18 protein-coding genes are annotated in these 17,011 nt (G+C 71.3%); 14 read left to right on the forward strand and 4 right to left on the reverse strand.

All coding sequences use genetic code 11. From position 1 onward, the window contains the following. Positions 1-91 precede the first annotated feature (91 nt). Genes KOI47_RS02890 through KOI47_RS02900 form a run of 3 tightly spaced genes read left to right on the forward strand, consistent with a single transcriptional unit; the run spans position 92 to position 1,926 of the window. Positions 92-976: an ABC transporter ATP-binding protein gene (locus KOI47_RS02890; protein WP_216213695.1), complete on the forward strand. Its 885-nt coding sequence runs from the start codon at positions 92-94 to the stop codon at positions 974-976. 48 nt (positions 977-1,024) lie between these two features. Next, on the forward strand, positions 1,025-1,744 hold the full coding sequence (locus KOI47_RS02895; RefSeq protein WP_216213698.1) for an ABC transporter permease: 720 nt from the start codon (positions 1,025-1,027) through the stop codon (positions 1,742-1,744). Beyond that, positions 1,741-1,926, forward strand: coding sequence for a hypothetical protein (locus tag KOI47_RS02900; RefSeq protein WP_216213702.1), 186 nt, complete (start codon positions 1,741-1,743; stop codon positions 1,924-1,926). Before KOI47_RS02895 ends, KOI47_RS02900 begins: the two co-directional genes overlap by 4 nt. Positions 1,927-1,979: 53 nt before the next feature. On the opposite strand, the gene KOI47_RS02905 is transcribed toward KOI47_RS02900, so the two are convergent. Then, entirely contained in the window at positions 1,980-3,038 is a 1,059-nt protein-coding gene (locus KOI47_RS02905; RefSeq protein ID WP_216213705.1) for a hypothetical protein, read from the reverse strand. A gap of 161 nt (positions 3,039-3,199) precedes the next feature. On the opposite strand from KOI47_RS02905, the gene KOI47_RS02910 reads away from it, so the two are divergent. From KOI47_RS02910 to KOI47_RS02940, 7 genes are all read left to right on the forward strand, one after another. Further along, on the forward strand, positions 3,200-4,372 hold the full coding sequence (locus tag KOI47_RS02910; protein ID WP_216213707.1) for a TadA family conjugal transfer-associated ATPase: 1,173 nt from the start codon (positions 3,200-3,202) through the stop codon (positions 4,370-4,372). Continuing rightward, complete coding sequence (locus KOI47_RS02915) at positions 4,366-5,184, forward strand: type II secretion system F family protein (protein ID WP_216213711.1); 819 nt, start codon at positions 4,366-4,368, stop codon at positions 5,182-5,184. Before KOI47_RS02910 ends, KOI47_RS02915 begins: the two co-directional genes overlap by 7 nt. Continuing rightward, positions 5,181-5,918, forward strand: a complete 738-nt coding sequence (locus KOI47_RS02920) for a type II secretion system F family protein (protein WP_216213714.1) — start codon at positions 5,181-5,183, stop codon at positions 5,916-5,918. The genes KOI47_RS02915 and KOI47_RS02920 overlap by 4 nt, the downstream gene beginning before the upstream one ends. Positions 5,919-5,991: 73 nt before the next feature. Further along, positions 5,992-6,219 carry a DUF4244 domain-containing protein gene (locus KOI47_RS02925; RefSeq protein WP_216213716.1) on the forward strand — a complete coding sequence of 76 codons (228 nt, stop codon included), beginning with the start codon at positions 5,992-5,994 and terminating at the stop codon, positions 6,217-6,219. Beyond that, the gene (locus KOI47_RS02930; RefSeq protein ID WP_216213720.1) at positions 6,219-6,629 is read left to right on the forward strand and encodes a TadE family protein; all 411 of its coding nucleotides are present in this window, start codon (positions 6,219-6,221) and stop codon (positions 6,627-6,629) included. The genes KOI47_RS02925 and KOI47_RS02930 overlap by 1 nt, the downstream gene beginning before the upstream one ends. After that, a complete protein-coding gene (locus KOI47_RS02935; protein ID WP_216213723.1) occupies positions 6,616-6,990 on the forward strand; it encodes an Rv3654c family TadE-like protein in 375 nt (124 codons plus the stop codon). The genes KOI47_RS02930 and KOI47_RS02935 overlap by 14 nt, the downstream gene beginning before the upstream one ends. Before the next feature lie 398 nt (positions 6,991-7,388). Then, entirely contained in the window at positions 7,389-8,042 is a 654-nt protein-coding gene (locus tag KOI47_RS02940; protein WP_216213725.1) for a bifunctional DNA primase/polymerase, read from the forward strand. Here the strand turns inward: KOI47_RS02940 and KOI47_RS02945 are convergent. After that, the gene (locus tag KOI47_RS02945; RefSeq protein WP_216213728.1) at positions 8,006-10,402 is read right to left on the reverse strand and encodes a DEAD/DEAH box helicase; all 2,397 of its coding nucleotides are present in this window, start codon (positions 10,400-10,402) and stop codon (positions 8,006-8,008) included. The two genes, KOI47_RS02940 and KOI47_RS02945, sit on opposite strands and share 37 nt — an antisense overlap. A gap of 373 nt (positions 10,403-10,775) precedes the next feature. On the opposite strand from KOI47_RS02945, the gene KOI47_RS02950 reads away from it, so the two are divergent. From KOI47_RS02950 to KOI47_RS02960, 3 genes are all read left to right on the forward strand, one after another. Then, the gene (locus KOI47_RS02950; RefSeq protein ID WP_216213731.1) at positions 10,776-13,061 is read left to right on the forward strand and encodes a sodium-translocating pyrophosphatase; all 2,286 of its coding nucleotides are present in this window, start codon (positions 10,776-10,778) and stop codon (positions 13,059-13,061) included. Between the two features lie 111 nt (positions 13,062-13,172). Next, complete coding sequence (locus KOI47_RS02955; protein WP_216213734.1) at positions 13,173-13,832, forward strand: hypothetical protein; 660 nt, start codon at positions 13,173-13,175, stop codon at positions 13,830-13,832. A 109-nt stretch (positions 13,833-13,941) separates the two neighbouring features. Beyond that, a complete protein-coding gene (locus tag KOI47_RS02960) occupies positions 13,942-14,586 on the forward strand; it encodes a hypothetical protein (RefSeq protein ID WP_216213738.1) in 645 nt (214 codons plus the stop codon). A gap of 41 nt (positions 14,587-14,627) precedes the next feature. Here the strand turns inward: KOI47_RS02960 and KOI47_RS02965 are convergent, their stop codons facing one another. Then, positions 14,628-15,380 carry a MerR family transcriptional regulator gene (locus KOI47_RS02965; protein ID WP_216213741.1) on the reverse strand — a complete coding sequence of 251 codons (753 nt, stop codon included), beginning with the start codon at positions 15,378-15,380 and terminating at the stop codon, positions 14,628-14,630. 131 nt (positions 15,381-15,511) lie between these two features. Here KOI47_RS02965 and KOI47_RS02970 point away from each other — a divergent pair, with 131 nt between their 5' ends. After that, positions 15,512-16,108, forward strand: a complete 597-nt coding sequence (locus tag KOI47_RS02970) for a hypothetical protein (protein WP_216213743.1) — start codon at positions 15,512-15,514, stop codon at positions 16,106-16,108. Positions 16,109-16,114: 6 nt separating this feature from the next. Here KOI47_RS02970 and KOI47_RS02975 read toward each other — a convergent pair whose 3' ends face one another. After that, positions 16,115-16,954 carry a S1 family peptidase gene (locus tag KOI47_RS02975; RefSeq protein ID WP_216213746.1) on the reverse strand — a complete coding sequence of 280 codons (840 nt, stop codon included), beginning with the start codon at positions 16,952-16,954 and terminating at the stop codon, positions 16,115-16,117. Positions 16,955-17,011 lie beyond the last annotated feature (57 nt).

Below are 17,011 nucleotides of genomic sequence, written 5' to 3' on the forward strand. Positions count from 1 at the left end.
CTGTGTCATATTTTCACCTCAAGGAATGTCATGGGGAAGTCATGACGCGGTCGCACTGGCAGGAATGCGCTGATGCCGTTGAGATCCAGTCATGACTTCGACACCAGTGATCGATGTGGAACGGCTGAACCTCGAATACGGTGACTTCCACGCTGTCCGGGATTTGTCCTTTCAGGTGCGGCGCGGCGAGTTCTACGCCCTGCTCGGCACGAACGGAGCGGGTAAGACCTCGACCCTGGAGATCATCGAGGGCCACCGCACCCCGACGTCGGGGACGGTGCGGGTACTCGGGCGGTGCCCGCGGGACCGGGCCGCGGTGCGGCCCAAGATGGGCATCATGCTGCAGGAGAGCGGCTTCGCACCGGACTTGACGGTGCGGGAGTCGGTGCGGTTGATCGGGAGGCTCACCCAGCGCACGGACCGGATCGAGCGGGTGCTCGGCATCGTGGATCTCGCCCGCAAGGCCGGTACGAAGGTATCGCAGCTGTCCGGTGGTGAGAAGCGACGGCTGGATTTCGCCACCGCCGTCTACGGTGCTCCGGAGCTGGTGTTTCTGGACGAGCCGACGACCGGTTTGGACATCCAGTCCAGGGACGCGCTGTGGGACGCGGTGGACGAGCTCCGCGCGGCGGGCTCGACCATTGTACTCACCACGCACTACCTGGAGGAGGCGCAGCAGCGCGCCGACCGTATCGGCCTGATGCACAAAGGAGCCTTCCACCGGGAGGGGACCGTCGCCGAGCTGACGCGGACACTGCCCGCGATGATCCGGTTCGCCCTTCCGGCGGCGGCGCCCGCGCTGCCGCTGCAGGGCAGGCGTGAGGGCGGGGAGAAGTTCCGCATCGAGACTCATCACCTTCAGCAGGACCTGTTCATCCTGCTTCGGTGGGCGCAGGACAACGCGATGGAGCTGCGTGAGCTCGAGGCCGGGCCGACCCGGCTCGACGACGTGTTCCGCGCCATCGACAACGGCTAGAGCACAGCTGTTCTCACTCGGAAACCTTGTCAGAAAGGGACCTTTGTCATGCTCTCGATCGCGCTCAGCGAGCTGGTCCAGATCTTCCGGAACCGCTTGGTACTCGTCACCAGCTTCGTGATGCCAGTCGCGGTCAGCGCTTTTTTCATCTACCAGCACGAGCTCTTCGCAAAAGTTGCCAGCGTCGGCTATATCGCGGCGATCGTGATGTTCACCGTCTGCGCGTTCGGGTTGTACGCCAGCTCGGTCACCACGCTCGCCTCGCGTCGGCAGAACCTTTTCCTCAAGCGGTTGCGCTCCACCGCCGCCGGTGACGCGAACATCCTGACCGGGCTGGTGCTGCCGGTCACCGCCATCTCGCTGGTCCAGGTGGTCGTGATCATGGGCGTGCTGGGGGCGGTCGCCGGCACTCCGGACCACATCGGCCTGCTGGTGCTGGCCGTCCTCGCCACGGTGACCATGATGATCGGCCTGGGTCTTGCCACCGCGGGACTGACCAACTCCCCCGAACACGCCCAGGTCACCACGCTGCCCGTCAGCCTCGGCGTCATCGCAGTGGCGAGCTGGGTCGGCATCGCCGGTGCCGAGGACCTCACCCTGCTCAAGCGCCTGCTGCCCGGGGGCTCGGCCACCGAACTCGTCGTCAACGCCTGGAACGGCGGTGTCGCCGTCGCCGACTCCCTCGTCCTGCTCGTGCCCACCCTGGCCTGGGTGATCGTCGCCGTCGCGCTGGCTTCCCGGCTCTTCCGCTGGGAACCCCGCCGATGACGACCATCCGCAGGCTGCTCCGCCTGCGCCGTGCGGGACAGCACCGCCAGCTTGCGGGCCCAGGACACGTGGCGGGTCCTCGCGCCGCCGCCATCCCGCTCGAAGAAGGGTCCTATGTGGACGACGAGGTCGATGGTGGGAGCACGGCCGACACCACGAGCACCGGCGACCGGGCTACGTAGCTGGAACCTGCCTGCGGGCGCACCCGACGAAGCCGCCGTCCGGTGCCCGACGTTCACGGTGCCCGTAGGCAGCCGCCGCCCGGTACCGGCCGCGGGCACGGCCCGGCACCGCCATTCCGCCGGTAGTGAAGGGGCCGGGCTCGCGAGCCCGGCGATCCGGTCCGGCCCGGCCGGATGAGCCAGTCCACTTCGAGCAGTTCGGGTGCGCCGGGCGCCGCCCGCGCGAGCATGGCCGCCCCGCGGATGGCGCGAAGGGCACGCGCCGAGGTGGTCGCGACCCGGAGGTGATCCCGGAGCGCGGCGGCGGCCTGCTCGGCATCCCGCCACGCTCCGGCCCGTGCGGCAGCTTCGAGTAGATGGGCGCGATATACCCACCGGGCCCAGCCGTCCTCCGGCGTGAGTTCGACGGCCTGGTGCAGGAGCTCAAGAGCCGGATGCCAGTCGCCGAGGTCCGCCTGCGCCATTCCCCGGTGCCAGGCGAGTTCGGCCTCGTCGAGCCACCATGCCCAGGCGGGATCGCGTTCGCTCGGGCCGTCCTGGTAGCGGGAGAGCGCCCGCAGCAGCGCCCTGCGGGAGCCTTCGGCATCGCCGAGCCCGGCCAGCGCCCGCGCCACCCGTATCCCGGCCAGGGTCTGCACCCTGGCCGGTGGCTTGTCGGCGTACACGAACTCGGCGATCCGCAACGCCGTGCGCGCGTGCCCGGTGTGCAATGCCGCCAGTGACTGGTTGGTGCGGATGAACCGGGCCATGCCGGTATCCCCGGCCCACCGCGCCAGGGCCAGCGCAGCCAGGTTGGCCTGCCGCGCCTCATCCTGCCGCTCGGCGTCGAACAACAACCACCCGGCAACCTCGCCGAGCTCGGCCGCGGCCGCGGTCACCTCCCGCCAGGCGGCGGGCAGGTACCACCCGGAGGTCAGTATCCCCCGCGCCGTACGGAACTCGGCCGCCGCGAGTGCGGCGAGCTCGCCCCCGCCGACCGTGCGGTTACCGGCCACCAGCCGGGCCACCTTTTCCCGTACCGCGACGGCGAATTCCTCCCCCACCGGCCCGCAGCCGTGTTTGCCGCCCACGCGCACGTGTTTGCCATCCACATCCACGATTTTGCCGCCCACATACATGATTTTGCCGTTCGCGTCCGGTACCCGGGTTCACGGACCTCGCCCGAGTTGTCCACATCAGCCAGGTTGTCCACAGGCCGAGTAGACCGTCGTTGTGCGGCGGTGGCCCGGAGCGTGACGCTGGAAGTCCGAATGGGAACGGCGGAGGAGCGGTCATGAGCATCGAGCTGGTCGAACGGGTCCGGCGCCGGCTGGTCGACAACGGCACTGGTGCCGGCGAGATCGCCCCGGCGGTGCTGGCCGACGCGGTACGGGCCGAGGTGGGCGGGGTCGCCGCGCATACCGATGTCCTCGCCGCACTGCGCCTGGTGCGGCACGAGCTGGTCGGCGTCGGGCCACTGGAGCCCCTGCTCGACGACCCGGATACCACCGACATCCTGGTCACCGGCCCGGATCAGGTGTGGGTGGACGGCCAGAACGGGTTGCGTCACACCGACATCCGGTTCACGGGGGATGAGTCGGTGCGCCGGCTGGCTCAGCGGCTCGCGCTCGCGGCCGGCCGCAGGCTCGACGACGCCCAACCCTATGTGGACGGTTGGCTGCCGGGTTCCGGGCCGCACGGGCATGTTCGGCTGCATGCCGTGCTGCCGCCGGTCGCGTCCGGCGGCACCTGCATCTCGTTGCGCGTACTCCGCCCGGCCACGCACGACCTGCCGAGCCTCGCCCGCCGGAACACCTTCGCGGGCAACGGCCTCGCCGTACTCGAGGAGATCGTGGACACCCGGATGGCCTTTCTGGTCACCGGCGCCACCGGTGCGGGCAAGACGACCATGCTCGCGGCCTTGCTCGGCAGGGTGGCGCCGACCGAGCGCATCGTGTGCGTGGAGGACGCTGGCGAGCTGCTGCCCAGCCATCCGCAGTTCGTGCGGCTCACTGCCCGACCGCCCAATGTGGAGGGCGCGGGTGAGGTGACGCTGCGCGACCTGGTCCGTCAGGCCTTGCGCATGCGCCCCGACCGGCTGGTGGTCGGCGAGGTCCGAGGGCGCGAGGTGTGCGAGCTGCTCAACGCGCTGAACACCGGACACGACGGCGGGGCCGGGACGCTGCATGCCAACTCCCCGGGAGAGGTTCCGGCCCGGCTGGAGGCCTTGGCCGCCCTCGGCGGCCTGTCCCGCCCGGCGCTGCACAGCCAGCTCGCCGCGGCCGTCCAGGTGGTGCTGCACATGCGGCGGGAAGGCAGCGTCCGCACCCTCGCCGAGATCGGCGTGGTGCGAAGGGCCGAGGCCGCCGCCGAGGTGTGCCCGGTATGGCGCGCGGGCCGGTGGACCGAGCATCGGTCACTGCTGGCGGAGCAGCTCGCGCGGCGCGGGGGGAGGCCACCATGCTGACCTGGTCGGCCTTGGCCGCCGGATGCGCGCTGCTGTGCTGGCCCGGCAGGACGGCGGCCTCCCGGTTGCGTGCGTTGCCTGGAGTGTCCACCCGCACGCGCCGGAACCTCCGGGCACCGAGGTCCAGCGCGCCGGCCTGGCTGGCGGCGGTCGCCGCCTTCGGCACCTGCGCGGCCCTGTTCGGTCCGGGACCCGTGCTTGCGGTGGGCCTGCTGGGTATCGCGGCCTGGCTGGCGCGCCGGTCCAGGGCCAGGCTGCGCACGTGCACCGGTGCGCTCGCCGCACTCGCCGAGTCCTTACGCGCGGTGGTTGCCGAGCTGCGGGCTGGCACCCATCCCGCCGTGGCCGCCGAATCCGTGGCTACCGACGCGGCTGAGGCACCCGCGGCCGTGCTGCAGGCACTGGCCGGGGCCGTCCGGATGGGCGGCGAGTTCGTGCTGCCGGCCGAGGCGGGCCCGGCGGTGCGCCGGATCCCGGCCGAGGTGCTTGGCCAGTTGCGGGCCGCATGGGAACTCGCGCGGCGGCACGGCGTGCCGGTCGCCGAGGTACTCGACGCGGTACGGCGGGACCTCGACGCGGCCGTCCGGTTCGCCGGTCAGGCCGAGGCGCGGATGGCGGGCCCGCGGGCGGGAGCCGCCGTGCTCGCGGCGTTGCCTGCCTGCGGAATCCTCCTCGGTGAGGCGATGGGTGCCGGCCCGCTGCATGTGCTGACCGCTACTCCGCTGGGACACCTGCTCTCGATCGCCGGTGCGGGCCTGATCTGTCTAGGAATGGCCTGGACCACCCGGATGACGGGGCGGGTGGTGTTATGACGCAGTACGCCTTCGCCCTCGTTCTGCTGGCGCTGAGCTGCCTGCTCGCCGGTTCGAGTACGGCCAGCGCCCGGCTGACCAGGGTGCTGTCTGCGGCGCATCCGCCCGGCCTGCGAGCCAGGCCGTACCCGCGGTACCCGCGGCTCGCCCTGTTCGCTGTGCCGCCTGCCGTGCTGGTTGCCGTGGTGGGCGGCTGGCCGTTCGGCGTACTGGCCGCGATTCCCGTCGCCGCCTGCGCCGCCTATCTCGGCTGCCGGGTGGATGGTGGGCGGGCCCGGCAGGGTGCCCCCGCGGAACCGGCCCGGCTTGCCGCGAGCTGGGATCTGCTCGCGGCAAGCCTGCGCGCCGGGTTGCCGGTGCCCGTGGCCGTGCGCGTGGTCGCGGCCGGAATGCCGTCGAGCCCGGCCACGGCCCTGACCGCCACGGCCGACCTGCTGGTACTCGGAGCCGACCCGGCGGAGGCGTGGGCCCCGGCAAGGGCCTGCGCGGCTACCGCGGAGTTCGCCAGGGCTGCCTGCCGCACGGCGCGGTCCGGCACCGCGCTGGCCGAGGTGGCCGCGGAACTCGCCGTGCGGATCCGCGCGTCGCTCGGTGACCGAGCCGAAGCCCGGGCGCAACGGGTGGCGGTTCTGGTGGCCGCTCCGCTGGGCCTGTGCTTCCTGCCCGCGTTCCTCTGCCTGGGGGTGATTCCGGTTGTGGTGGGCCTCGCCAGCCGGCTCAGCATCGTGTCCTGAACAGCCTCGCCCCCATACGCCACCGACCCGCCCTACCGACTCAAGCGCCGTTGCGGCGTGGAAAGGACCGACCATGATCAACGGAGCACCATCGCGCCCGATCAGGGGGCTGCTCGACGGGCTGCGCGCCCGGCCCCTCCGCCTCCTCGTCCGGGACGACGGCATGAGTACGGCCGAGTACGCCATCGGCACTATCGCAGCCGCGGCCTTCGCCGCGCTGCTGTACACGGTGGTGACCGGCGAGAACGTGCTCACAGAGCTGACCTCGCTGGTCGAGCAAGCGCTCACGACGGAGTTCTGATGATCACCGCGCGGGTTCGAGCAGGCCCCGTCGCCAGGAGAGACGAGGGTCAGGTCACGGTGGAGGCGGCGATCTCCCTTTCCGCGCTGCTCGCCGTGTTCGGCCTGATCCTGGCTTGCCTCGGTGCGATCGTCGACCAGTTGCGGTGCACCGACGCGGCCAGGGAAGCGGCCCGCCTGGTGGCGCGGGGACAGCGCCATCTCGCCGCCGAGGCCGTCCGGACGATCGGTCCGGACGGGGCGCGGTTGGACATCCGCACGGAGGGTGCGGGCGTGACCGTCGCCGTTGCCGAGGCACCCGATGACGGCTTGTTGCCCGGGGTCCGGGCACGCGCCGAGGCCTACGCGTTGCTGGAGCCGGGAGTCACCGCACCGCCCGCCGGCGAGGGGAGTACCGATGACCTGCGCTGAACCGACCCGCACTGGACCGGACCACGGCGATCGCGGTTTCGCGGTGGTGTGGGCGGCCGGTGCCATCGCGGCCCTGCTCGTGCTGGCGAGCGTCGTCTGCTGGCTCGGCACGGCCCTGGTGACCCGGCACCGCGCGGCGGGCGCCGCCGACCTGGCCGCACTGGGTGCCGCCGGCCACGCGGTGCACGGCCAGGAAGAGGCCTGCGCCAGGGCCCGCACCGTCGCCGACCGGATGGGCGCCAGGGTCCGGGAGTGCGAACTCCTCGGCTGGGATGCCGTGGTGCGGGTGGAGGCGTCGCCGCCGGACGCGCTGGCCGGGCTGGGCGCCACCACGGCCCGTGCCCGAGCCGGGCCGCCCTGAGGCCCGCCCGTGTCGATGCGGTCGACCGGCGGTCGGGCACGGTGACGAGCCGGGCGGTACGGCTCACCTGTCGCGCGGCGGGCAGGGATTGGCCCGTTCGGCGGTCGAGCGGTCCCTCCTGCACGGTGAGCGGTATCACAGGCCCGAACACCCAGGTGGGGCGCGTGGTGGCGAACCGCGACCAACGGGGCGGGCGGGGCTAGGCCAAGCCGGTCATCGGCCGGCGATCTTCAGCCGGACCGTTAACGCGCCGCTCACTCATCGTTCGTTACCGGCCGGTTGGCGCCAGGGATCTACCGGCACTGTGCAAATTGCCGTTTAGTCAGGTGTAGGCCCGCTGCCAAGCCTTGAAGGGGCGGTGGGGCAGCAGAAGAAGTCTGGAGGAGGCCGAGCTAACGATGTTGGACACGGACTGGTCGGAAGGCTGGCGCGGAGCGTTCGGAATCGAACTCCGCGCCGAGGCGATCGGCCTTGCCTGGCGGGGCTGGCCGGTGCTGCCCGGCACCTACCCGGCGGGCGAGGACACCGACCGGGCAGCCACCGAATGGAGCCGTCCGGTTCCCGCCCACGCCGACTGGCATGAGCGCCTCGGTGCTCACCCGCACAAGGTCGCTTCGTGGTGGACCGGCACCCCCTACAGCCTGTTGGTGGCGACCGGCACCGTGCTCGACGCGGTCGAGGTCGACGACGAACTGGGCCGCCGCGCTGCCCGGCTGCTGCGGGTGCAGGGAGCTCCGGCGCCGATCGTGGCGATGCCGAACGGCCGGTGGCTGTTCCTCACCACGGTTGCCGACCGGCTGCCCACCGCCCTCGCCGAGGACGACAGCGTCGAGTGGCACGGCGCGGGTGGCTGGGTTCCGCTTCCGCCGTCCCCCTTCGAGCAGGGCGTGGTGCACTGGCGGGTCAAGCCCGAGGTCTGGGGCTGGCGCCTGCCGGAGGCCACCGCCGTGCACGAGGTCCTCGCCCGCGCCCTGAACGGTTCGACGCCGGACGACGCCCCGGCGCCTGGCACCACTCAGGAGCTGCTCGCGGTAGGACGTTCAGCAGCTTGATTGACCATCAGGTGGTCGTGCCGGCTCTCGTGTTGACGTACAGCCCCGAGCACGATGTCCAGCACGACCACGGCCCCTGCCTTGTCCAGCGGATCGTTGCCGTTCCCGCACTTCGGCGACTGTACGCAGGACGGGCATCCCGCCGGGCACTCGCAGGAGACGATCGCCTCCCGCGTAGCGGCCAGCCATGGGACCAACGCGGCAAAACCGCGGTCGGCGAATCCCGCGCCTCCGGGATGGCCGTCGTGCACGAACACCGTCGCCTCCCCGGTGTCCTCGTGCAGCGCGGTGGAGACCCCGCCGATATCCCATCGGTCGCACGTAGCGAACAGCGGTAGCAGGCCGATCGCCGCGTGCTCGGCGGCGTGCAGGGCGCCGGGGATGCGCGCCGGAAGCAGTCCGGCGCCCCCCGGCGCCCTGCCCTTATTCCAAGCTTCCCCGCGCAGCAGTTCGTCGCTCACCGTGTACCAGACCGCCCTGGTTTGCAGCCGCTGCTCGGGCAGATCCAACGGAACCTGGTCGAGCACCTCACCCGAAGGCAGCTTGCGCAGGTAGCCGACCACCTGCGAGGTCACCGCCACCTCGCCGAGGCAGGCCCGGACCTCGCCGTAGACCTCCTCCCGCTGGGTAGCCAGCACCGAGATGTCCACCACCTCGCGGGCCGAGGTGGTCCACTCCGGTGTCTCCGCGTGCACCAGCGCCAGCCCCGCCTCCAGGTCCAGTTCGTCGACCACGTACGACGAACCCTGGTGCAGGTACACCGCGCCGGTATGCACCGTGCTGCAGGCCGAGGCCGCGTCCACCGTGCCGAGCATCCGCGAGGTGTCCGACTCGACCACCGCCACCTGCTCCCCGCCGGAACCGCGGATGTCCACCTCCGCCTGTGGGCGGTCCCGGCTGGTCCAGTACCACCCGCTCGCCCTTCGGCGCAGCACCTTGTCCTCGACCAGCGAGTCCAGCACGGCACGGGCGGCCGCGCCGCCGAAGGTCTCCAACTCGGCCGCGGTGAGCGGTAGCTCGGCGGCGGCGCAGGCGAGCTGCGGGGCCAGCACATACGGGTTCGCCGGGTCCAGCACCGCGGTCTCCACCGGGCGATCCAGCACCGCGGCCGGATGGTGCACCAGGTAGGTGTCCAGCGGGTCGTCCCGTGCGACGAACACGACCAGGGCGTCATCACCCGCGCGCCCGGCCCGGCCCGCCTGCTGCCAGAACGAGGCCAGGGTGCCCGGGTAACCGGCCAGCACCACCGCGTCCAGCCCGGCGATATCCACCCCCAGCTCCAGCGCGTTGGTGGTAGCCGCGCCCAGCAACTCGCCGGAAAGCAGGGCGGCTTCCAGCTCGCGGCGCTCTTCCGGGAGGAAGCCACCCCGGTACGCGGCGACCAGCTCGGGCAAAGACGAGTCCACTTCGGACAGTATGCGGCGGGCACCGAGCGCGGTCAGTTCCGCGCCCCGGCGGGACCGCACGAAGGCCAGCGAGCGCGCCCCCTCGATGACCAGTTCGGCCAGGATGCGGGCCGCCTCGGCGCCGGCGGAGCGCCGCACCGGCGCCCCGTTCTCGCCGGCCAGTTCGTCCAGCAACGGCGGCTCCCACAGGGCGACCGTGCGCGCTCCGCGGGGGGAAGTGTCCGTCACCACCGGGGTGCAGTCCACACCGGACAGCCGGGTGGCGAACTCGTCTGGGTCGGCCGTGGTGGCCGAGGCCAGCACGAACACCGGATCCGAACCATAGCGCCTTGCCACCCGGCGCAGCCTGCGCAGCAACAGCGCCACGTGCGAGCCGAACACCCCGCGGTAGCTGTGGCACTCGTCCACCACCACGTGGGTCAGCCTGCGAAACAGCCGTGCCCAGCGGCCATGCGCGGGCAGGATCCCGCGGTGCAGCATGTCCGGGTTGGTGAACACCCAGCGCGCGTGCGCCCGCACCCAGTCACGCTCGGCCATGGGGGTGTCCCCGTCGTAGGCGGCCGGCCGCACCCAGCCCGGGTCCATAGCGGACACGGCGCGCAGCTGGTCGGCGCCGAGCGCCTTGGTCGGTGCAAGGTAGAGCGCGCCGGCCTTGGGGGCCTCGGCCAGGCCGGCGAGTACCGGCAGCTGGTAGCCAAGCGACTTCCCCGAGGCCGTACCGGTCGCGATCACCACATGCCGCCCGGACCGGATCAGGGATGCCGCCTCCACCTGATGGGCCCACGGCCGCTCGACCCCGGTCGTCCGGACCGAGCTGACGACATCCTCCGGCACCCAATCCGGCCAGTCGGCGAAACCGGCCTCGCGTTCGGGTAACTCCGCGACATGGGTGACCGGGTTGCGATCCTCCGGGATACCCGCCGTCACCCGGCGCAGCAGGCGCCGCGCCCGCATGCCTTCTCCCGCGCCGTCCACCCGGCGAGCTTGGCATACCGGCGGTGCGGCGTGTGGCCGGGCGGAGCAGGTCAGCGGATCGGTTCAGTGAGGGGACTCACAACGTCGCATTTGGTTCGGCCGTTCGGCGGTGGCCCGTCCGGCACGCCCCCAGCGACCTGCCTTGACCTGCGCCGACATCCGGGAGCCCGGCACCGAGCACGCGCTGTTCGTTACTTTGCGTATCGGAACAGGGACGCCTTGCCGGAGCGATCAGTGATACCAATACACTCCGCCCAACCACACCACCTGTGGTGCATTCCATGCCAGCGTCGGCGCAGTCGTTCGATCGGCGGCCCGTCGCTGACGACAGGCGACGTTTCCAGGAGGACGAATGTCCCGGCATTTCCTCGCGGCGGGCTCCGCGGAGCTCTCCGGAGGTGACTACGGCATCGTGGCCGTGGTCGCCGTGGTCGCCCTTGCCGCACTGGTCATTGGCTACCTACTGCTCAAGGAGGTGCTGGCCGCAGGCCAGGGCACCCCCAAGATGCAGGAGATCGCCAAGGCGGTGCAGGAAGGCGCGGCCGCCTACCTCAACCGGCAACGGAAGACGCTCGCGATTTTCGGCGTGGTCGTTTTTCTCCTGCTGCTGGTGCTTCCCGCGGAAGACTGGAGTGAGCGGATAGGCCGATCGCTGTTCTTCCTCGTTGGCGCGGTCTTCTCGTTCGCGATCGGTTATCTCGGCATGTGGCTGGCCACCAGGGCCAACCTCCGGGTCGCCGCCGCGGCGAGGGAAGGCAACGGCGCCAGGGAGAAGGCGATGCGGATCGCCTTCCGGACCGGTGGTGTGGTCGGCATGATCACGGTCGGGCTCGGACTCTTCGGCGCGGCGGTGGTCGTACTGGTGTACGCGGGCCAGGCGCCCAAGGTGCTGGAGGGCTTCGGTTTCGGTGCCGCCCTGATCGCCATGTTCATGCGTGTCGGCGGCGGTATCTTCACCAAGGCCGCCGACGTCGGCGCCGACCTGGTCGGCAAGGTCGAGCAGAACATTCCCGAGGACGACCCGCGCAACGCCGCCACCATCGCCGACAACGTCGGGGACAACGTGGGCGACTGCGCCGGGATGGCGGCCGACCTCTTCGAGTCCTACGCGGTGACCCTGGTCGCCGCGCTGATCCTTGGCAGCGCCGCCTTCGGCGCGACCGGCGCGGGCCTGACCTTCCCGCTGATCATCCCGGCGATCGGCGTGATCACAGCGGTGATCGGGATCTACATCACCAGGGCCAGGGCAGGCGAAGGCGGGCTCACCACGATCAACCGCTCGTTCTACATCTCCGCGGTGATTTCCGCGGTGCTCTCGGCCATCGCGGCCTTCGTGTTCCTGCCGGACTCCTTCGCCGAGGCCACCGGCAGCCCGGCGGTAATCGCCACCGTCTCGGTGATCATCGGCATCGTGCTGGCCGGGGTCATCCTCTGGCTCACCGGCTACTACACCGGCACCGAGCACAAGCCGGTCAAGGACGTCGGCAAGAGCTCGGAGACCGGTCCGGCCACGGTGATCCTGTCCGGGATCTCGGTGGGCTTCGAGTCCGCCGTGTACACCGCGCTGGTGGTCGGTGCCGCGGTCTTCGGCGCCTACCTGATCGGCGGCAGCGTCGCGCTGTTCGCGGTGGCGCTGGCCGGAACCGGCCTGCTCACCACGGTCGGCGTGATCGTCGCGATGGACACCTTCGGCCCGGTCTCGGACAACGCGCAGGGCATCGCCGAGATGTCCGGCGACCTGGAAGAGGGCGAGGGCGTGCAGATCCTCACCGAGCTGGACGCCGTCGGCAACACCACCAAGGCGATCACCAAGGGCATCGCGATCTCCACCGCGGTACTCGCCGCGACCGCGCTGTTCGGCTCCTACTCCGAGTCGATCCTGACTAAGCTGGAAGAACTCGGCCTGGACATCAGCGCCTCCGACCTGTTCCTGGACCGGGTCGTCAGCCCGAACACGCTGATCGGTGTGATGATCGGTGCGGCCGTGGTGTTCCTGTTCTCCGGGCTCGCGGTGAACGCGGTCTCCCGCGCGGCCGGTGCCGTGGTGTACGAGGTGCGCAGGCAGTTCCGGGAGATCGCCGGGATCATGGAGGGCACCACCCGCCCCGAGTACGGCAAGGTGGTCGACCTGGTCACCAGGGACTCGTTGCGTGAATTGACCACGCCGGGCCTGCTGGCGATCTTGGCGCCGATCGCGGTCGGCTTCGGCCTCGGCACCGGTGCGCTGGCCGGTTATCTCGGCGGGGCCATCGCGGCGGGCATGCTGATGGCGGTGTTCCTCGCCAACTCCGGTGGCGCATGGGACAACGCGAAGAAGCTGGTCGAGGACGGCCACCACGGTGGCAAGAACTCCGAGGCCCACGCGGCCACCGTGATCGGGGACACCGTGGGTGATCCGTTCAAGGACACCGCCGGTCCGGCGATCAACCCGCTGATCAAGGTGATGAACCTGGTCTCGCTGCTGATCGCCCCCGCCGTGGTGACCCTCTCGGTCGGACCGGACGCCTCGGACCCGCTGCGCATCGCGATCGCGGTGGTCGCCGCGCTGATCATCGCGGTGGCGATCGTGGTGTCCAAGCGTCGCGGCAACGCGATCGCCGACACCCCGAGCAACGCGGAGGCGGCCAACGCCTCCTGACCCTGGAACGGACTCGGGCCCGTCGCGTGCCGGCACGCGACGGGCCCGAGGCTTTCCCCGCCGGGTAGCGTCCGGTATGGCATACCCGAGCCCCGCGGAGGAGCACCGACCATGAGGTATCGCGTCGGGTCGCTGGCGGCCTGCCTGGCTATCCTGCTGACCGGATGTTCCAACGAGGAAGGCGGGCAGCCCCCGACCGGCTCGTCCGCACCGAGCACGACCGGCAGTGCGACCACCAGCACGACCACCCCGGCGCCCAGCACCGGCGCTGACCCGAACGGCGGGGCCGCACCCGAGGACGAGAGCAACGCCGCCGATCCGGCCAATGTCGCGTGGATGAACGACTTCTGCGGCGCACTGACCGAGTTCGCCGCTCTCTCCGGCGCGCAGGCCCCGGAGATCGCCCCTGGCGATATCGCCGCGGCCAGGCGCGCCTTCAGCGAGCTGCTCGGCCGGTTCGACGGCGCGCTCGGCACGGCCGTAACCGATCTGCGGGCGTTGCGGCCCTCCCCGGTGCCGGAGGGCGAGGCCGAGAAGCAGGAGCTGCTGAAGCGGCTCGGTCCGGTGCGCAAGCAGATCGCCGACGCCAAGAGCAAGCTGGACGCGGCCAAGGGCGACGATCAGCAGGCCCTGATCGGCGCGGTGGGCAGTGTCCAGGAGGCGAGCACGACGCTGGCCGAGATCGGCAACCCGGTCGGGCGGATGGACGGAATTCCCGCACTCCGGGAAGCGGGCGGGCAGGCCCCGAACTGCGCTGACTTACAAAAGTAACTCTCCGCAATGAGCGTGCTACCGGTTGGGTAGCACGCGACTTGCGAACCTTGCTGAGATCGGTACCGTCAACACGGCTGTGCTTACGGTGCGTAAAGGAGGTGTCGGCGTGCGGCCGCGGAGTCCCGGGTTGGCGGCGGTACTGGCGGCGGGGCTGTGCCTGGTCCTCACCGGATGCGGCCAGCAACCACCGCAGGCCGCGCCCGCTGGCAGCGCGCAGGCGCCGCGCCCCACTCCCAGCAGCACCACGGCCGCGCCCGGCCAGGATCGGTTGCACCGGCAACGCGCCACGACCGAGTGGGTCGACGGCTACTGCACCGCGGTGAGCGCGCTGGTGGACTCGATGTCCTCGATCCCGGAGATCGATCCGAGTACCCCGCGAAAGGCCTCCCGGACCTCCAGCGAGCTGCTCGGCGTGGTGATCGGCGGGCTGGACCGCACCCTGCGCAACCTGGACGACCTCGAGCCGTCGCCGGTACCGGTCGGGGACATGGTGAAAGGCCGGGCGGTCGCCGACTACACCCGCATCCGGGAACGGGCGGTCAGCGCCAAGGAGCAGTTGGACGCCGCCGTCCGGGACGACACCCGGCGCGCCGCGATCGACGCCGTCGACGGGCCGCTGGAGGACCTCGGCAAGGTCAACCTGCTCGAGGGCATCGGCTCCACGCCGGAACTGGCCGCCGCGAGCAAGCGGGCGGTCACCTGCCGCAAGCTCACCGAGCAGGACCCGAGCCCGAGCCTCGGCCCGGCATAGGGGCCTGGTCGGGGGATCCGCGGCTCCCCCGACCGGCCGCGCTACAGCCGCTGCCTGGCGTAGGCGGCGATCGCCTCGTTCAGGTACGCGGCCAGGCCCGGCGCGGTCTCGTCGATGCCGGCGGTGAACCGCTCGTCATCGACGTACAGCCGGCCGAGGCCGGGGTAGGACTCCCGGTCCGGCGTCCAGAAGTGGCAGATCCACCGGTAGTGCGCATCGGTGGCCTCGATGGCACGGGGATCGTCGGCAGGCACACCGTCGCGCATCAGCTCCGCGAGCCTGGCCGAGGCCTCGGCTCCTTCCTGCTGCACGGCCTGCCACTTCTCCTCCGACCAGCCCTTGACCCGCTCGTGCGACTCGCGCGCCGTGCCGCCCCAGCGCCGCTCCGCCTCCTCGGCGTAGCGTTCGGCCTGCTCGGAGTCCCGTGCGAAGCCCCGGTACAGGTTTTCCGCGTTCATGTCTTTCCCTCCCTCCAGTTTCTCGATGGTGTGCCGCACGGTCGTCGCCAGCCGGTCGAACCGGTCCCGCTCGGCCAGCAGCCACTCGTGGTGCAACCGCAGCGCCGCCAGCTGGTCGGCCTGCCGGTCGAGAATGTCCCCGATCGTGTCCAGCCCGAGTCCCAGCTCTCGCAGCACCCGGATCTGCTGCAGCCGCAGCAACTGCTCCCGCTCGTAGTAGCGGTAGCCGTTGCCGCCGACATAGGCCGGCGTGAGCAGGCCGATCTCGTCGTAGTGCCGCAACGTCCTCGATGTCACCTTGGCCATCCGCGCGACCTGCACGATCGAGTAAGCCATGCCGCCCTCCGTGCGCCTGAGCCTTCCGGCTCACCTCGGCTACGCTAGAGCTTGACGTTACGTCAACTTCAAACCAGTTTTGTCGTACGTCACGGCTATGCTGCCTCGAACGGGTGTTCTATCCTCTGTGTGTGGACCAGATCTCGTTCTTCTCCGCCGAGGCCCGCGGCCCGCGAGCCGGGGATCTCGCCGGCGTGCTGTGCGGTCACGGGCAGGTCGTGAGCTTCGGTCGCACCGCGGCCCGGCTCTCGGTCGAGCTGGCGGAGGGCCTGCGGGCGCGGGCGCTGGCCATGGAATGCGGGCGGCGCGGGGTGACCGCCGAGGTGACCAGCTCGGCGGAGGGGCAGCCGCTGGTCCGGACCCCGTTCCGGGTCGACCTGCTGCCGCTGGCCGACGACTGGTGTCCCGGCGCGGGCAAGGAGGTGCCGCGGCGCTTCCTGCTGGACGGTCCCACCCTGCGGATGTGGGTGCTGGCCTGCGGGATCCCGACCGAACGCGGGTATCTGCTCCCGCTCGACCCGGACGCGCCGGACACCCATGACCCGCTCACCGCGGCCCTGGGCACCATCGGACTGCCCGCCCAGCGGGTCGGCCCCAAGGCGGGCGGTCCCGCCCTGCGCGTCACCGGCAAGCGCCGGCTGGCCACCCTCGAGGAACTGGTCGGCCGCCCACCCGCGGGTGCCGAACCCCTCTGGCCTTCCCCGCGCCCCCTGCGCCAGGCCAGCTGAGCGGGCTCAGGAGGGGAGGTGGCAGTCGGGGCGGGTCAGGTCCAGCCTGCTGCCCGCGATCAGGCAGCCGTAGAAGCGATAGGTCTGCTGCCCGTAGTTGGTTCCGGGCCGGACGGTGACGTTGCCCTGTTCGTCCACCTCGCACGGGTTGTTCAGGGTGCAACGCCTGCCGTCCTCGTTGCCGGTGTTGTTCACCCCCACGACCTCGCCGCTGTCCCGGTCGACGATCGGCGAGCCGGAGGTGCCGCCGATGGTGTCGCACCGCGAGGTGTAGCGGATCGAGTCCCGCCAGGTCCAGCCGGCCTCGCGCAGCTCGTGCACGAACCCGTCCACGGTGCAGGAGTAGATCCGCTTCCAGTACCCGGACACCACGCTGATCGGGCTGCCCTCGTCCGTCCTGGCCGAGGCGAGCACCAACGGCCGCATCCCGTAGGCGCGCTCCAGCTCGGCATAGCTGCGGCGCAGCCGGTACAGCGCCACATCGGTCTCGGTCATGGTCGCGTACAGCAGCCTGCTGGCCCGCAGCGTGCCCAGCTCACCCCGGCCGTCCGCGGTGAGCAGCCGGAACTGCCGCTGGGAAGGGCGGTCGACGATTACCTCGCCCGGTTCAGGGAAACCTGCCTGCAGGCAGTGCCCGTTGGACAGCACGAGCGCCGGATCCTCGGGTGCGGCCCCGGCGAGGCGCACCACCGAGCCGGAGCAGTTGGACAACGCGACCGTGGCCCGGAAGTCGACGTCGGCCCGGACGGTCTGCGCACCGGCCGCGGTCGATGGCGCGACCAGGAGCGTCCCGAGCAGGGCCGGGAGGAGAGCCGTGCGGAGGGCAGTGAGCAAGCGGCGGTTCATGCGTCGCCTTTCGGTTTCGAGTGCGGCTGCGGGTAACAATAGGTGGGTACGGCACCG

Source organism: Amycolatopsis aidingensis (genome assembly GCF_018885265.1).
In the GTDB taxonomy this organism is placed as follows: Bacteria; Actinomycetota; Actinomycetes; order Mycobacteriales; family Pseudonocardiaceae; genus Amycolatopsis; species Amycolatopsis aidingensis.

Coding starts and splice junctions, on each gene's coding strand:
- KOI47_RS02890 (WP_216213695.1), top strand. CDS start 92: ATGACTTCGACACCAGTGATCGATGTGGAACGGCTGAACCTCGAATAC.
- KOI47_RS02895 (WP_216213698.1), top strand. CDS start 1,025: ATGCTCTCGATCGCGCTCAGCGAGCTGGTCCAGATCTTCCGGAACCGC.
- KOI47_RS02900 (WP_216213702.1), top strand. CDS start 1,741: ATGACGACCATCCGCAGGCTGCTCCGCCTGCGCCGTGCGGGACAGCAC.
- KOI47_RS02910 (WP_216213707.1), top strand. CDS start 3,200: ATGAGCATCGAGCTGGTCGAACGGGTCCGGCGCCGGCTGGTCGACAAC.
- KOI47_RS02915 (WP_216213711.1), top strand. CDS start 4,366: ATGCTGACCTGGTCGGCCTTGGCCGCCGGATGCGCGCTGCTGTGCTGG.
- KOI47_RS02920 (WP_216213714.1), top strand. CDS start 5,181: ATGACGCAGTACGCCTTCGCCCTCGTTCTGCTGGCGCTGAGCTGCCTG.
- KOI47_RS02925 (WP_216213716.1), top strand. CDS start 5,992: ATGATCAACGGAGCACCATCGCGCCCGATCAGGGGGCTGCTCGACGGG.
- KOI47_RS02930 (WP_216213720.1), top strand. CDS start 6,219: ATGATCACCGCGCGGGTTCGAGCAGGCCCCGTCGCCAGGAGAGACGAG.
- KOI47_RS02935 (WP_216213723.1), top strand. CDS start 6,616: ATGACCTGCGCTGAACCGACCCGCACTGGACCGGACCACGGCGATCGC.
- KOI47_RS02940 (WP_216213725.1), top strand. CDS start 7,389: ATGTTGGACACGGACTGGTCGGAAGGCTGGCGCGGAGCGTTCGGAATC.
- KOI47_RS02945 (WP_216213728.1), bottom strand. CDS start 10,402: ATGCGGGCGCGGCGCCTGCTGCGCCGGGTGACGGCGGGTATCCCGGAG.
- KOI47_RS02950 (WP_216213731.1), top strand. CDS start 10,776: ATGTCCCGGCATTTCCTCGCGGCGGGCTCCGCGGAGCTCTCCGGAGGT.
- KOI47_RS02955 (WP_216213734.1), top strand. CDS start 13,173: ATGAGGTATCGCGTCGGGTCGCTGGCGGCCTGCCTGGCTATCCTGCTG.
- KOI47_RS02965 (WP_216213741.1), bottom strand. CDS start 15,380: ATGGCTTACTCGATCGTGCAGGTCGCGCGGATGGCCAAGGTGACATCG.
- KOI47_RS02975 (WP_216213746.1), bottom strand. CDS start 16,954: ATGAACCGCCGCTTGCTCACTGCCCTCCGCACGGCTCTCCTCCCGGCC.